Source organism: Spirosoma foliorum (genome assembly GCF_014117325.1).
Classification (GTDB): domain Bacteria; phylum Bacteroidota; class Bacteroidia; order Cytophagales; family Spirosomataceae; genus Spirosoma; species Spirosoma foliorum.
On sequence record NZ_CP059732.1, the window covers coordinates 8,139,083 to 8,154,429 of the forward strand.

The 15,347-nt window shown below is 48.0% G+C and carries 12 protein-coding genes; 7 read left to right on the plus strand and 5 right to left on the minus strand.

The features are described 5' to 3' along the window. The first annotated feature begins 237 nt into the window (after positions 1-237). Positions 238-627: a T9SS type A sorting domain-containing protein gene (locus H3H32_RS34330; RefSeq protein WP_182460205.1), complete on the plus strand. Its 390-nt coding sequence runs from the start codon at positions 238-240 to the stop codon at positions 625-627. Between the two features lie 200 nt (positions 628-827). Here the strand turns inward: H3H32_RS34330 and H3H32_RS34335 are convergent, their stop codons facing one another. After that, positions 828-1,895 carry a PLP-dependent cysteine synthase family protein gene (locus H3H32_RS34335; RefSeq protein ID WP_182460206.1) on the minus strand — a complete coding sequence of 356 codons (1,068 nt, stop codon included), beginning with the start codon at positions 1,893-1,895 and terminating at the stop codon, positions 828-830. Positions 1,896-2,081: 186 nt separating this feature from the next. Between H3H32_RS34335 and H3H32_RS34340 the strand changes: the two genes are divergently transcribed. Beyond that, positions 2,082-3,134, plus strand: coding sequence for a PD40 domain-containing protein (locus tag H3H32_RS34340; protein ID WP_182460207.1), 1,053 nt, complete (start codon positions 2,082-2,084; stop codon positions 3,132-3,134). A 72-nt stretch (positions 3,135-3,206) separates the two neighbouring features. On the opposite strand, the gene H3H32_RS34345 is transcribed toward H3H32_RS34340, so the two are convergent. After that, a complete protein-coding gene (locus H3H32_RS34345) occupies positions 3,207-4,343 on the minus strand; it encodes a TlpA disulfide reductase family protein (RefSeq protein WP_182460208.1) in 1,137 nt (378 codons plus the stop codon). Between the two features lie 201 nt (positions 4,344-4,544). Here H3H32_RS34345 and H3H32_RS34350 point away from each other — a divergent pair, with 201 nt between their 5' ends. After that, a complete protein-coding gene (locus H3H32_RS34350) occupies positions 4,545-4,859 on the plus strand; it encodes a hypothetical protein (RefSeq protein ID WP_182460209.1) in 315 nt (104 codons plus the stop codon). A 103-nt stretch (positions 4,860-4,962) separates the two neighbouring features. On the opposite strand, the gene H3H32_RS34355 is transcribed toward H3H32_RS34350, so the two are convergent. The 3 genes from H3H32_RS34355 to H3H32_RS34365 form a co-directional block, all read right to left on the minus strand. After that, positions 4,963-5,556, minus strand: a complete 594-nt coding sequence (locus H3H32_RS34355; protein WP_182460210.1) for a hypothetical protein — start codon at positions 5,554-5,556, stop codon at positions 4,963-4,965. 191 nt (positions 5,557-5,747) lie between these two features. After that, positions 5,748-7,766, minus strand: coding sequence for a c-type cytochrome (locus H3H32_RS34360; protein ID WP_182460211.1), 2,019 nt, complete (start codon positions 7,764-7,766; stop codon positions 5,748-5,750). 89 nt (positions 7,767-7,855) lie between these two features. Then, positions 7,856-9,742 (minus strand): 3-keto-alpha-glucoside-1,2-lyase-like domain-containing protein, encoded by a 1,887-nt coding sequence (locus tag H3H32_RS34365; protein WP_182460212.1) that lies wholly within the window; start codon positions 9,740-9,742, stop codon positions 7,856-7,858. 134 nt (positions 9,743-9,876) lie between these two features. On the opposite strand from H3H32_RS34365, the gene H3H32_RS34370 reads away from it, so the two are divergent. The 4 genes from H3H32_RS34370 to H3H32_RS34385 all read left to right on the plus strand — a co-directional run bounded on the left by H3H32_RS34370 (position 9,877) and on the right by H3H32_RS34385 (position 15,337). Continuing rightward, positions 9,877-10,683 (plus strand): 3-keto-disaccharide hydrolase, encoded by an 807-nt coding sequence (locus H3H32_RS34370; protein WP_182460213.1) that lies wholly within the window; start codon positions 9,877-9,879, stop codon positions 10,681-10,683. 152 nt (positions 10,684-10,835) lie between these two features. Further along, positions 10,836-11,342, plus strand: a complete 507-nt coding sequence (locus H3H32_RS34375) for a histidine phosphatase family protein (RefSeq protein WP_182460214.1) — start codon at positions 10,836-10,838, stop codon at positions 11,340-11,342. 126 nt (positions 11,343-11,468) lie between these two features. Then, positions 11,469-11,966 carry an FAD-binding oxidoreductase gene (locus H3H32_RS34380; protein WP_182460215.1) on the plus strand — a complete coding sequence of 166 codons (498 nt, stop codon included), beginning with the start codon at positions 11,469-11,471 and terminating at the stop codon, positions 11,964-11,966. Between the two features lie 95 nt (positions 11,967-12,061). Next, positions 12,062-15,337: a M4 family metallopeptidase gene (locus tag H3H32_RS34385; RefSeq protein ID WP_182460216.1), complete on the plus strand. Its 3,276-nt coding sequence runs from the start codon at positions 12,062-12,064 to the stop codon at positions 15,335-15,337. The last annotated feature ends 10 nt before the right edge of the window (positions 15,338-15,347 follow it).

Below are 15,347 nucleotides of genomic sequence, written 5' to 3' on the forward strand. Positions count from 1 at the left end.
ATCCCTGTGGTAAGCTATTAACACGAAATGGAGCGCATTGGCCCACTTTTAATAGAAGTTTAACAGAAATAAAATGCTCCCGCTCGCTCAACCGTCCTTGGTTTCCTGCCACTCATCAAGTCCGGCAACCGTTCCGGTAGTTTGTAATGCATAGTACCATCTTAAGCCTATATCTTTGACTCAACAATCGGGAACAACCCCGCTAAACAGTAGACAACAACAAAAAACATAACCATCATGAAAACGCTTATCAAATCACTCGCATTGGCTCTTACTTTAGGTGTTGCTACCTCTGCCGCTACCTTCGCCGAAGTTAATCCTGGAACAACGGCAGTCTCTTATCAGTCAGCTGTTTACACAACCGTTTCGGGTAAACTCAGCATTGCTCTTGACAAGCAGAAAGGGGGTACCGTCGATGTTAGTTTGAAAGATGCAGAGGGCAAAGTCGTTTACACCCGCCATCTTGGCAAAAACGAAAGCCAATACCGCACTCGCTTAAACTTAAGTGATCTGCCCGATGGTGTTTATCAGGTAGAGATCACCAATGGTGTCGAGACCACTTCGCACAAAATAACGATTGCCACCCAACAACCTGTAACCCCAAGCCGCGTTATCGCGCTGAATTAATAATCACATCTAGTAATATAACAAAGCCGCTCCTGATTATCGGGAGCGGCTTTTTCGTGAATGTGCAATCTGGCGCGAGTATTTACTCGTGCCTTTCTATATCGCCAGTATTCACTGGCGGGCCGTCTAGTTTGTCGCGTCAGCGAATGCTGGCGAAATGGAAAGGCACGGGTAAATACCCGCGCCAGTCTGGTTAATCTTTAAAACACGCCCGGTCTTCCTACCAGTAATCGGCTAATAGGACGGTAGTCAGTGAACTCAATATCGGGCGCTACGTAGCCGGGTTTTACAGGTTCTTCTTTGACCAGATCGGTGCTGAGGTATTTTTTGTTGCTGTCGCAGAGGATCGTTACGACGCGGGCATCCGGGCCTAATTCGCGAACGAGATTGATGGCACCAATTAAGTTGGCACCCGACGAAATCCCGACGGCAACGCCTAATTGAAGCGCCAGTTTCTGCGCGACCAGAATAGAGTCGCCATCGTTGGCCTGAACTACTTTGTCCAGTTCGTTTAGTTTCAGGATATCCGGGATAAACTCATCGAAAAAGCCCTGAATGCGGTGCGTACCCGTTTTGTAGCCCACTGATAATGTTGGTGACTCGGCGGGTTCGAGGGGGTGAATACGAATGTCGGGTTTACGCGATTTTAAGTAGCGGCCCACGCCCATGACGGTACCGCCCGTTCCCACACCAGCCACAAAAGCATCGGGCGTAATATCTACTCCCTGGAGTTGCAGCCAGATTTCCTTGCCGGTTGTCAGGCGATGAGCTTCGGCATTATATTGATTAGCAAACTGACGCGGTAAAAATACATTTGGGTCACTGGCAGCCAACTCCTCCGACCGCCGAATAGCGCCCATAAAACCACCCTCTTCTTTGGTAAACAGCACAATATCAGCGCCCAGGCTTCGGATAATATCGATCCGTTCCTGACTGATTCCAGCAGGCATAATAATCGTAACTGGGTGTCCCAACGCCCTGCCCACTGCCGAAAACGCAATTCCCGAGCTACCACTGGTGGCTTCCACAATGCGGTCGCCGGGTTTGATATGGCCTTGCCGATACGCCTGATGCAATACATGAAGCGCCATTCGGTCTTTCATGCTGCCCGTCAGGTTATAGTGTTCGCATTTGACGTAGAGTGAGCGTGGCTGTCCCTGATCGGTATAAAAAAGCTCGAGCATGGGCGTATTGCCCACCAGATGCCAGAGGTGTTCAAATTTCTCCTGAATGGCTGGTGAAATTTCAGCTGGGGTCGATGAAGTCATATTGGTCGGTAAGAAAATACTGTGACAACGCCATTAGGCAAAGACGGCAATGGTCATAATCAGGTAAAAATAGAATCATGGTTCGGCTTTGGGTATATAATCAGCCATTTTATTTTCTGTATACTAGTCTGCTTTACAACGATTTGCCATCAGTTTGTATCTATACGTTGAAACAGCATCTCAACTATGAAACGTGTACTAGCCCTCGCCTGCCTATTGATTCTGGTTGGTTGTGATCTATTTGAGCATCATTACAGCGAAGGAGTATTCCCTGAGACAACAGCCAATCTTGGCGATATTAATTCCCCGGATGATGACTATAATTCAACCAGCCATGTGGTAGGCAATGTAATCGCATTCGTTTTTTCCTCAAAGCGAGGAGGCCGATCCGATTTTAATCTTATTCATGAATCACTTAATACGTGGTTCGATCTTAACAATGGAAAATTTACATTTGACAATCATCCGTATGGAGGTTTGGATGCTGTTATAGAGCAAAACCCCTTAATCTGGGCTACTGGTGTAGTTAATTCCTCAGCCAATGAACTTGGACCTTATATACGGTCATACGCTCACGATTTACTGCGTAATGATGAGTCCTATTTTATGCACAATGGTGAATATTTAATGTTGTTTGCATCAGATCGAACGGGTAATTTAGATATCTATCTGACGCATAATTATCAGGATTCCGTGAAGTCTGTGGCTGGGTTATCCAACTCCTGGAGTAACAAGCAATTTGGGGAGCCTGTGCTAGTTCCGTTTTTAAACTCTTCTGCCGACGATGGTTATCCAACTTTTGACCAGACGTATCGTTCCATCTACTTTACATCGAACAGGGGAGGTTCATTTGATATTTACAGAGCGATGCTTCCTACCTTATTACCCACAGAGTTACATGCCAGATTACCTACTCTAACGAATGTACCCATTGAACGCATAGCTGAATTATCAACAGAAAGCGATGATAAATGCCCATTTATTAGTGGTAATACGTTAGTGTTCACGTCAAACCGACCGGGTGGGTATGGGGGATACGATTTGTATTACAGTAAATGGGATGGCGATCACTGGTCGGCACCAGTTAATTTTGGTGGCGCTATTAATACTTCTTATGATGAGTATCGCCCTATTTTATGTACTGTTGAAGGGTTCGGCAATCAGTTAATGATTTTCTCGTCAAATCGACCAGGGGGAAAAGGCGGATTTGATTTATATAGGGTTGGTGTGCCGAAATAAACAGTGAGGCTACAAAAAAACTGGCATCCACCCACCTTTGGATAGATGCCAGTAGTATTATGGACAGTGAAATCAGGGTTTGGCTACCAGGAATTCGTTCAATTTTTTGCCCAATTCCTCACCCCGAACATTTTTTGCGACAATCTTGCCGTCGGGACCAATCAAAAAGTTCTGGGGAATCGACCGAATGCCATATTGTTTAGCGACCTCGTTATCCCAGAATTTCAGATCCGATACCTGCGTCCAGTCTAAACCGTCTTTATGAATGGCTTTCAACCAGGCTTCTTTGGCATTGGGTCGATCCAGCGAAACGCCCAATACGGTGAAGTTTTTGTCTTTATATTGATGGAAGTTTTTCACCACATTCGGGTTTTCGGCCCGGCAGGGACCGCACCAGCTCGCCCAGAAATCGACCAGTACATATTTCCCCCGAAATGAACTCAGCGCGACGGCTTTACCAGCCGTATCAGCCTGGGTAAATTCGGGAGCCATAGCACCAATCGAAGTGGCTTTAACACTAGCCAATTGTTTGGCGTATTCCTGCCCGTCTTTACTGTTTTTCAAGGCGTCGGACAGACCGTCGAACATAGGGCCAACTTCGGCGTATTCTGGGGTGTAATCGTAACGTTGCAAGGTATTTAGGCTAACCAGACTCTTCGGGTTTTCTTTAATGAATTGCGCCTTAACTTTCTTCTGATCAGCTTCAATGACTTCGTACCGTTTATCCAGACTCTCTTCAATTTCCTTGTTTTTGCGCTGTTCGGGAGTTAACGCCCGGTATTCTTTCATCAACTGGCTCATCTTCTCCGACGTGGGCTTGAGCATGATGGTCAGTTTTTGATAATCGGCGTTTAATGGAGTGCCACTAACAACGGCATTGTCCAGGGAATCAGGGCTGGTTACGGTAATCGTACCCGGTTCGAGATAAACGGTAGTAGTTGCTATGGGTCTGGTTCGGCTGAAACCCGTTCCCAGTTTATCAACGAATAAGGTTGCCTGCGTCGGATTGTCAACGGTTCCTTTGAATGAAAATACCCCATTTTGAAGTTGAGCAGAATCCATTTTCGCGGTGCTGCCTTCCATATAACGGAGGTACGCTTTTGCTGGGGATTTGGTACCAGCCAGTTTCGCATTGAGCGTATAAGGACCATTCTGTGCCCAGAGCGTCGACGAACTCAGGAGTAATGCGGTCACGAAAAAACGTGTCATGGATCGTTGTGTTTGCTGATTATAAAGCTTAAAAATAAGAAATAGATTCCGCTTTTCGGTAACAGTTTTCTTCGACAGGATTTACAGGATTAACAGGATTTGTCTGGTTAATAGAGCCAATCCTGTCCATCCTGTCAAAAAAATAGCGCCGAATGTCAGGTGCGTAGCATCAGTTATTTGGAAAATTCCCATTTACTAAGCGTGCTAAATCACAGCTTAAAATACCAGGATTCTTGTAAGGTAAACTCACTAACGGCCTACATCAACTTCGAGTCGTCATTTTTCAGTGTTCGATCCAACACAATCGGGGCTGTTAACCGATCCAGGCTAACGCATTTATGCAATGGAAATGCTGATTTTGATCAACTGAAAAAATTTCAGAAAGAATGTCGGGAACAGGAGAAACAGTTAGAAGCTGAAGAAGATAGCCTGAATGACCGATTGGAAGCTTGCAAGGAGGGCGTTCGGGTGCGACTAAGTGTATCGGTAGAGCAGTATAGCTTCATAGAGAATTAGCCTAAATAACGTGATTTGTGGCTCTGTGATCCCGGAAGCAGCAGTAGCTATAACTCACATTTAATAGGTTCATGTTAGTACTGAAAGCCTTACAAGTTGCTGGTTAAAATCGATAGGCCCCTGTAACCCCGGCGCTCGATGAATTGAAACCTGCCTGGAAACTATATAAGGCCGAACCACTCCCAAAAGAGCTGCTGGCCGTAATGGAAGGAATCAGCTCGGCACTGATGTACCATCTTGGATTAAAATTATACTGTGCTCCAAGCACAAAGCCTATACCGACAGAAGGCGTAACAATCAGAAGATCGGAACCCTTATAAGTAGTTGTTCCTCCATTTCCATCCTCAATGGTTAGGTTTCCTGTAGAGGATGAATTTAGGCTAATGCTGGCAATTAATTCGGTGCCGTAAACAAACTGGAGCTTATCGTTAATGGCTCTACGCTTCTCTTTGCCCATAGCGCCACCTGCCGAAAAACCGAATAGTAGCATGCTACTATCGTGAAAGTTTGCATTAAGATTGCCAAAAGCCAGTCGATAACGACGGTACGTATTTTCGCTAAGCTTCTTTTTATAAATGAAGCCTATGTTACTGAAGCCACTGATTCGTAAGCCGATTTCGTGTTTAGTGGTGTCTTGTGCGTGTAGCGAAGAAGTAGTCAGTAAAAGTACTGCTGATAGAAGATAGATAAACTTCATAGTGTGAAAAGAATAGGTATAACGTTGACCAAATCTATTAAAAAGAGATTAAAGCTGGACTAAAATAAGAAAAAAGTATTTTATTTTAGCTTGAAGTGCTAGCTAAATAAATGCCCATTTTGGCCTAAAACACAAATAAGAATCCACTGGATTCTTATTTGTGTTTTAGGCCAAAATGTCTCAATCAGCTCTTATGGCTTCGGCTCACCTTTTGATTCGCTTCCACTAGCTGGTGCCAGCGAGTTGATCCAGGCGGCAATCTTCAGCGCGTCGGCTTTGGGGACTTGCGGCATGGGCGGCATCTCGGTGGCGTAATCGGGCCAGTTATGAGGCTTGGGACTATAGATCAAGTCCACAATCTGGTCGTTGGTGTATTTGCGTTTGGCTACGTCTGCAAACGCTGGACCCACCTGACGTTTGTTGGCCTGATGGCAAGCCGCGCAGGTGTGGCGAGTCAACAAGCCTTTCACTTCCTCATAGGTTGGCGCCTTCGCCATCGTTACCGCCTGACCTTCTACCAACTTAGGCTTGCCACCTGTAACGGGTTTTGCACCTGCTTTAGCGGGAGTTGTTTTCTTGCCCGTTTCGGTAGCTGTTGGTGCAGCAGGTGTTGCCGGAGTAGCTGCCGAATTCTTCGTGCTTACGTCGCTCATGGCTAATTTCTCGCCATCGGGAATGTTGTTGAGCGTGTAATACGCAATTGGGTGAACGAGTGAATATGAGCCCGTAGCTCCCCGAACACCATCCAGCGTTAGTTGGTGGATGTAGTATTTACGTAAGTCGCCTACAATCAGCCGGGCTTTCAGACCATCCGCCGAAACCTTTACACCTTTGATTGGAAGAGCTTCCTTGTTGATCGTTGGGCTACCGTACACCGAATGGTATTTGTACAGAAAGCTCTCAACCCGGTACGACGCCAGGTCTTCGGCCGATTTACGATCAACAGGACTTGTAAATTCCACCTCGAAGCCGTCGGGCATCGCTTTTACGGTACGCATTTCGAACGGCACCGCGTTGTTCCAGACAAGCCGTTGTAAGCCTTCATTGGCATCGCCAGCCGAACCCCATCCGCGGTTGGTTTCACCTACGAACAGCGAACCATCTTTGGCGAAGGCCATCCGCAACACACCTGATTTGAAGCCGTTACGGAATTCAATAGCACCACCCTGATACTCGCCGTTCACTTTTTCCATGAACACCCGCGAGATCTTACTCATGCCCTGATCGCCAACCAGCAACTGGCCTGCAAATGGACCAAAGGCACCTTGTGGAATCTCCAGAATCTCGGAGTTCGAAATACCCAGAATACCGTGTGGCAACCAGACCGCAGGCGTCTGAATATCGGCATTCGGAAACTGCTCTTTCATAGCGTAGAGCAGATTTGGCGTTTCATTAACGATGTTCTCGGGTTTGATAGCACGGCCATTTTCATCCCGACGACGGCGTTCGTCAATTTTAGCATTAAACTGTTCGGCGGTCAGTTTAACGGGTGAGTTAGCCATGCCCGTCCAGCGCAAACCGGCTGGGTGACCAACGAAAGCACCTTTCTTAACGTGTACAACACCACCCGAACCCATCCAGTCGCCCTGGTTATCGGCGTAGAACAATTCACCATCGAAAATACCCAGACCACAAGGCGAGCGCATACCCGTAGCCCAAGGCTGCATGGTGCCGTTTTCGCTGATTTTCATCGTCCAACCGCGCCAGGGGACACGGCTTTCACCCCGCCACCATTCTTCATCGCCGAAGGCCACGTTACCCGTTACAAAGAACTGGCCATCGGGAGCAATCTTAGGCCCGAAGCTATACTCATGGTAATGCCCCGACAATGGCCAGGCATAAACCGTTTCGAACACATCGGCTTTCCCGTCCTGATTGGAGTCAATCATTTTGGTCAATTCGCCACGCTGAGCGCAATAAAGCGCACCGTCTTTGTACGTCAAGCCCAGAATCTCATGCAAACCTGATGCGAACTTGCGGAAGAAAGGCTTGCGGCTGGTGGGATTTTCAACAATCCAGACATCGCCCCGACGCGTCGCCACGCCCAAATCGCCATTTGGCAACACGGTCATGCCGCCTACTTCGAGCAGCGTGCCCTCGGGTGCGGTTACTTTTAGAATCTTGAAAAAATCTTCCTCCTTCGGCGATTCCTGCGCCATAACCCCCGTGAGGCTGGCGATCGTAAAGAGGGTTGTTAGTATCTTTTTCATGAACAGTTTCAATGTATAGTGTATAATGGATAATGTGTAATGATGGATAGCCGGAAGGCATTTTCCATTATTCATTGACCATTATACATTTAGAACAAGATCGAGTAGGTCAACTTCCCTTTTACTGGCACAATCAACTCCTGGCGGCCGTTGGCTTCCCGAATGGTCGGTTTAGCTCCGGCAACATCGTCGATACGAACGTATTCCTGTCCATCAACGAGGTACATGCCGTTTTCCAGGGCGCTAATGTTGGCACCGCTAATGAGTCGGGCGTAGAGATCGCTGGTTGGGTTGGTAACAGTCACTTCGCGTTGAATACCTTTTCCTTCGTTCAGGACCCGGATTTTATCGTCAACCGATGCGCCGTAGCTTTGATAGCGGAATGTTGGGCGATCGCTGTCATCCAGCACATAACCTTTCGGATGGTAACTCGATCCAGTCGTATCGGCAATCCAGTTGGCTTGTGGGGAAGCCAATTTGCCCAAAAACAACACCGGAGCGCCCAGACGCTGAACCATACCCCTTGGCCGTGAAGAACCATCACCGCGCTCGTGCCACATAGGCGTAGTATCCAGAAATCCACCCCGCCAAACCTGCACCAATGCACCTTTATCTAAATCATAGGTATAATGAACTTGCTCTGGGCTACCTACCGAAATGGCGTGGGTTACGCGAAGCGTATTGCCTTGCGTATTTTTCTCACCGGGCATATCCATGAAGCTACGCAGGATGGTGTTGGTGGGTGCATCTACGATGATAGGATCGACTTCTTCGCCGGTACCGCCTGCACCATCGCTGATAACGTATTCGCGAATACCGGGGCCTGCTACGGTCAGTCCCAGCGAAGGCTGTGCCCAATCGACAAATTTGGCGTAGAGCAATTCGAAGGGCAGGTCACCTTTAGGAAGCGTTGCTTTGCCTTTGGCATTCCACTCGCCCGGCGCAATGACCGACTGGTTATTGATTTTCATCAATCCACCACCACCTGGAACGCCCAGATTGAAGCTGTATTCGCCGGGTTCCGAAACTCGTAAGGTGCCCGTATAACGAATCAGGAACTCGTTCGGAATGCGACTAACCGAAGCCGATAAAATCGTTGTGGCACCTTCTGATTCAGGAGCGGTTTTGTCGTACTCCGGTTCTTTCTGAAACTTGCCTTTATACACAGCATATTTCAGGTTCATCAGTTCGGGACGGGGCTTGTCGTAGGTGACATAACGGATGTTACGAAGCGCAACGGCACCATGATCGCCCTGGATGCGGAGTGGTCCTGTGGCTTTTTCATCGGCAAAGGCAGAGCCGCGCGTTGGGCCAGTCAGTTCAACATCTTCCTGAATGACAACACCATTCAACTCAACCCGAATCACGCGGCCATTTTCGGTTTTTTGCCCGTTGGCATTAAATCGAGGGGCCTGAAACGAGATTTTCATGTGTTGCCATAAACCGGGCGCACGGCTGGCATTTTGACGGGCAGCGTGGCCTTCGTAGCCTTTATGACCTTCGGGCCGTTTTTCGTCCCAACGTTCATAAACGCTACCATTGTCGTGCACATTGGGCGTGCGAATTTCCCAGCTATCGCGTAACTGGATTTCGTAGCGACCTTGCAAATACACCCCCGAATTCGACTTCGAGGCCATCATATAATCTAATTCCAGGTCGACATCCCCGTGCTGGAGCGTTGTGAACAGATCATATTTGTACGGATTTTTGGGATCAGCTTTGGGATGATCCAGCGGGATGTTGACCAGCACGCCCGTGCCTTTTTCGGTTATGAGCGTATTTTCTTTGTTAAGATCGGCCCGAACGCCACCAGCTATGCGCCAGTTAGAGGTGGGAGATACGAAAGCACTCAAGTCGTTGAGCGGGAGCGCGATACCCGGCGCAGGGGTTGGCTGGGCGGTTGCCAGGCCAATACCCACAATCCAGCCAACAGCCAGCAGTCCGCTGAGACGAGCTGAAATGGATAGGTTTACCATACGTTTATCATGTAGTTTGAAGGCCGAAAGTTACATTTTTTCCCTTTAAAAGACTGCCAATTGACAGTTAGACTTATCTTTGAGCGTTTTACCTGAGAATCCATTAACCCGAGTAAATTTCTTTATAATTTTCTATGAAAAACGTACATCTATCGCTTGCTGTCTGTGTCGGCCTAGCGAGCTTAGCCATCACCAATCAGGCTGTAGCCCAAACTGAACCTAGCAAACAAACGCCCCAGTCGACCGAGATTTGGGAGCCTGTTCCTCCTGTTGTTACACCTGGTGTCGTTTCTGCGAATACAAGCGGAACAACTCCTCCATCCGACGCAGTTGTCCTTTTCGACGGTAAAAACACCGACGAATGGGTGGCTATCAAAGGTTACTCGCCTGCTAACTGGGAAAAAACCAACGAAGGACCGCTGAAATGGCCCGTAACCGATGGCATTTTGTATTCGACCAAAGGCTTCTCGGCTCGCTCGAAAAAAGAATTCAATGATTTCCAGCTTCACCTGGAATTCAAAACCCCTGAGAAAGTAGAAGGTAACAGCCAAGGCCGTGGTAACAGCGGTGTCTTTTTGCAAGGCCGTTATGAGTTGCAGGTTCTTGACAACTACAATAACCCAACGTACGTAGATGGTATGGTGGGTTCGATCTACAAACAGGCGATTCCATTGGCTAACCCAAGCCGTAAACCCGGTGAGTGGCAAACCTACGATGTCATTTATCAGGCCCCTAAATTCAACAAAGCGGGTATGATGACAGACTACGCGTATGTAACTGTATTACTGAACGGCATTCTGGTACAAAATCACGCGGCTATTCGCGGTACAACCGAATACATTGGTTATCCAAAAGTACAGCCTCACGGTGCTGGCCCAATTCTCCTTCAGGATCACGGCAACCCAGTTGGTTTCCGGAATATCTGGGTTCGGGAATTATAGAAGATAACCGCTTACGAACAACCATTAGGCCCCCGGCAATTAGCCGGGGGCTTTTTTGTATCATTGTCGCTCTGTACCGATGGGCTTTAGCCCGTAAGTCTTTGTTAATCCTAACCTAAACACGGGCTAAAGCCCGTAGGTACACGTCATTTATGCGCTATTTTACTCTTTTTATTTTCCTAATCGTCATCTCTTCAGCCTGCTCCACAACCACCGTTTATATTGTTCGTCATGGGGAGAAGGTGAACGAAACCGATACCACGAATCTGAGTCCGGCGGGTTATGCACGGGCAGCTGCTCTGGCCGAACGATTAGGCAATCAGCCTATCGATTCCATTTTCTCAACGCCCTACCGACGTACCCGACAAACGGTTCAGCCACTGGCCCAGCGACTGGGAGTTCCAGTAATTGATTATCCAGCGAAACCTACTGAGGCTATTGTGAATCGGGTTGGCACTAGTAAAGGAAAAACCGTCTTGGTGGTAGGTCATAGCAATACAATTCTGGAAATCGCCAGAGGGCTGGGCGCTCAACCGACAATGACTAGGATAGAATCAGGCGATTTTGATAATCTGCTACAGGTGAGGCTTCATCGGGGATTGTTCCGTAAATCCGTTACGTTTTCGCAGACGACCTATGGCCAGATGACCCCGCCGTAAGTGACTCATCAAGGTTATATGTCGTCTCATACGCTGTTTTCTACAAGTCATACTAATGCACTAGTAACGAAGCTGGTAAGTCACAATACCTTTGTTTCGCTATCCTGTCGATTTCTAATTTATCGAATGAAACACCTATCACTAACTCTATTTTCTTTTCTGACTGTATCGAATCTGCTTTATGCCCAGGAGGGTATCCGTGCCGCTGGCGATAAGATGCCGGAAGTTCGTAAAACCGCTATTGCCGTTACACCCGCTACCTACAAACAACGCCAGATTATGGTGGGCAGTGGGGGAGGCATTACGGGAGCCTCAACGACTTATTATCTGCTGGAAAACGGGAAATTGTTTGGCAAACGTAATCGCGATACGAATTTTACGTACATCGGTCAGCAGACAGCCGCCAATACGAAGCGCGTGTTTGAGTCGGTTGAAGTGAACGCCAAAATCAAAACGACCAAGTTCGACAACCCTGGCAATATGTATAAGTTCGTCCAGTGGCGAAAAGGTAAACTGAATTACAAAGTGGCCTGGGGTGCTGTGGATAAAACGGTCCCGACTACCTATCCGAAAATCTACGATTCGTTCATGGCCATGATTCCGGCTTCGCTAAGACTGAAGTAGAAAATGGTATTTGGTTTACGGTTGGCGGACGCATGAACCGTTGACACACCAGCTAACTGTATACCAAATACCGTATACCAAAAAGCTTATATAGTATGAAAACTCATCTCCTAATTCTGACACTTCTAACGACGACTTCGGCCTGGGCACAGCAACCCAATCCCGGCTTTGGTCGTAAGCTGAAAACCACAACGCCAACGGTTGGCCTGGCCGAACGGTTGAATGTTCAGGCGATTCCACTACCCAAAGACAGGACTGGGCGTCAGACGTTAACAGGCGGGGCACAGCTTAATCCAGAACCACTTCGGTTGCGGATTGTGCGGAATGCAGAGACGGGTTTGCCGATATTTATTGAGCGAAAAATCAACCCAAATTCAGTAACTAATCAAACAAAGGTAAAGGGGGCGCGGCTCTCGGCAACGGCGGCAGCATCGGTAGCCTACCAGTTTATGGGGCAGGTTCGTGGATTGCTGAAGCTCGATAACCCAGAAGCCAACTTCACCGTTACCCGCACCGAAACCGACGATCTGGGCCAGATGCACATTCGCCTAACACAAACGCATCGGGGTGTGCCCGTGTTGGGTTCTGAACTTGTTGCACACCTGACGGATAATGAAGTAACGTTGCTAAATGGCCATTATCAGCCTGTGTCGGCCGATCTGGCAACAACGCCTAAACTGACGATTTCAGATGCCTCTGAACAAGCACTCAAGGATGTTCGCAAAACGTCAACAGTCCGATCGTTTGGTGATAAGTTGTTGAAAATGAAATCGACGGAAGGCGAACTGTGTGTGTTCACCATGCCAGACGGTGTTGCAAAATTAGCCTATGCATTGACCGTTCGACCCAACATGCTCGAACGTTGGGAATATGTGGTTGACGCCCAAACTGGCGAAGTACTCGACAAGTACAACCATACTTGTTCGTTCGTGGGACCGATTAAGGCAACCGGGAAAGATTTGAATGGGGTAACGCGGACCTTCCAGACCTACCAGCAAACGAACACAGGTTATTACCTGATTGATGCATCGCGATCGATGTTTAATAGCTCAACATCTAAAATGCCCGATAATCCGGTTGGCGCTCTCTGGACGGTAGACGCCCGAAATACATTTGGTACTAACCAGAAAATCTATCAGATTACCTCTACCAACAACGCCGATTGGACGCCGACCGCCGTTTCGGCGCATTACAACGCAGGGGTCGCCTACGATTATTATAAAAATACCCATAATCGAAATGGGCTGAGTGGTACTGGCGAAACGATGGTATCTATTGTGAACATGCCCGACGATGACGGAAAAGCCATGGACAATGCTTATTGGAATGGAAAAGTGATGGCCTACGGAAATGGAAAACTCCTGAAACCATTAGCGGGTGGGTTAGATGTTGCCGGACACGAAATGACGCATGGAGTTATTCAGAACACCGCCAATTTGCAATACAAAAGCCAGTCAGGGGCCATCAATGAATCGTTTGCCGACGTATTCGGCGCTATGATCGACCGGGACAACTGGACGATTGGTGAGACGATTGCTACCCCTGCTGTGCTGCCATCAGGAGCATTGCGGAACCTATCGAACCCCAATCAGGGTGGCAAGAGCAAAGACCCCAACGGCTATCAGCCCGCTACTATGTCGCAGTATGAAACGACTAGTGATGATAACGGTGGCGTACACATCAACAGTGGTATCCCAAACTTTGCGTTCTACAAATTTGCGACTGCTGTAGGGAAAGAGAAAGCCGAAAAAGTTTACTATCGTGCCCTGACGACCTACCTGGTCCGCACATCCCAATTCCTGGATTTGCGCCTGGCTGTTATCAAAGCCACCAGCGATTTGTATGGAGCAACGGGTGCTGAAGTGTCGGCGGCTAAGAGCGCGTTTGATGCTGTCGGCATTACGGAAGGAACTTCAACTACACCCAAGACCCCTGATGTACCGGTAGCTTCGGGTCAGGATTTACTCTTACTGGCCGATGCGACTACATCGAAGTTGTATTCAACAACGGTAGGTGCAGGATCGAAGTTTGACCAGAAATCGGCCTTGGGTTTAGTCCATCGTCCCAGCGTGACCGACGATGGAAAATACGCATATTACGTAACGACGGATAAACGTATTCGCTCAGTGAATCTGACAGGCACTCCAACCGAAACGATTATTTCAAATGATCCTATTTGGGATAACGTAGCCATTTCGAAAGATGGCACCAAACTAGCTGCGCTTACTGCCGATAAAGATGCTTCCATTTATGTGTATAGCTATGATAAGAAACAAGGGGTAACATTTAAGCTCTACAATCCAACATACACACAGGGAGTCCAGACCGGCGACGTTCAATATGCCGATTCCTTTGAGTGGGATTTCACGGGCGAAAACATTGTCTACGATGCTTACAACGCTCTTAAAAACAGCTCTGGCGATGATATTGACTATTGGGATGTGGGTTTTATCAATGTCTGGAGTAATACGACTAAAGACTTTGCCAAAGGTGAGATTGAAAAATTATTTTCTAATCTGGACGAAGGTGAGAGTATCGGCAACCCGTCATTTTCTAAAAACTCGCCCGACGTAATCGCCTTTGATTACCTGAACGAAACCGACGATACTTATGAGGTAGTTGCTGTTGACCTGAATGCGGGTAAGGTGAACATTGTGTATGAAAACAATACATTAGGCTTCCCAAGCTATTCGCGTCTTGATAACAGACTTGTGTTCAGCACCGAGTCGGGAACAAGTGAAAATGTATCGGGTATCAATATGGGCGCCGATAAAATTACCCCGTCAGGCTCGGCTACAGTATTGTACACAGATGCGAAATGGCCAGTCTGGTACACACAAGGTACCCGCGCTGCTAAAACAGCCCAAACGATTACGTTCGACGCCATTGCTGACCGTTATTCCAATCAGGGTGACCTAACGCTGAAAGCAACCTGCTCGTCGAACCTGACGGTTGGGTTTCAGGTGAAAAGTGGCCCGGCTACCTTGACTGGCACAACCCTGAAATTTACGGGTGTAGGAGCTGTTACGGTGCAGGCTTTCCAGAACGGAAACGATCAGTTTGCTGCCGCAACGGCTGTGGAGCGAACATTCAACGTATTAACAGTCACAGGTACCGAACCCGCCTGGGCTGACGCATTGTCCGTTTACCCGAATCCGGCGGGAAGTACGCTAACCGTCGAATTGCCCGGAACGGAAACCGTTGAAAAATTATCACTTCAAACACTCACGGGAGCTATAGCCTTACAGCCTACTCTTCGCGGACACCAGCGCACAGCCACCCTGGAAATTGGCCACCTGCCTAAAGGGCTATACTTCCTGCAAATTCAAACGGCAAACGGAACCACAACTAAGAAAGTAATGAAGGAATAGGGAATGACGT

Bases quoted from the DNA above. Each gene is read 5' to 3' on its own strand.
- H3H32_RS34330 (WP_182460205.1), top strand. From the start codon at position 238: ATGAAAACGCTTATCAAATCACTCGCATTGGCTCTTACTTTAGGTGTT.
- H3H32_RS34335 (WP_182460206.1), bottom strand. From the start codon at position 1,895: ATGACTTCATCGACCCCAGCTGAAATTTCACCAGCCATTCAGGAGAAA.
- H3H32_RS34340 (WP_182460207.1), top strand. From the start codon at position 2,082: ATGAAACGTGTACTAGCCCTCGCCTGCCTATTGATTCTGGTTGGTTGT.
- H3H32_RS34345 (WP_182460208.1), bottom strand. From the start codon at position 4,343: ATGACACGTTTTTTCGTGACCGCATTACTCCTGAGTTCGTCGACGCTC.
- H3H32_RS34355 (WP_182460210.1), bottom strand. From the start codon at position 5,556: ATGAAGTTTATCTATCTTCTATCAGCAGTACTTTTACTGACTACTTCT.
- H3H32_RS34360 (WP_182460211.1), bottom strand. From the start codon at position 7,766: ATGAAAAAGATACTAACAACCCTCTTTACGATCGCCAGCCTCACGGGG.
- H3H32_RS34365 (WP_182460212.1), bottom strand. From the start codon at position 9,742: ATGGTAAACCTATCCATTTCAGCTCGTCTCAGCGGACTGCTGGCTGTT.
- H3H32_RS34370 (WP_182460213.1), top strand. From the start codon at position 9,877: ATGAAAAACGTACATCTATCGCTTGCTGTCTGTGTCGGCCTAGCGAGC.
- H3H32_RS34375 (WP_182460214.1), top strand. From the start codon at position 10,836: ATGCGCTATTTTACTCTTTTTATTTTCCTAATCGTCATCTCTTCAGCC.
- H3H32_RS34380 (WP_182460215.1), top strand. From the start codon at position 11,469: ATGAAACACCTATCACTAACTCTATTTTCTTTTCTGACTGTATCGAAT.
- H3H32_RS34385 (WP_182460216.1), top strand. From the start codon at position 12,062: ATGAAAACTCATCTCCTAATTCTGACACTTCTAACGACGACTTCGGCC.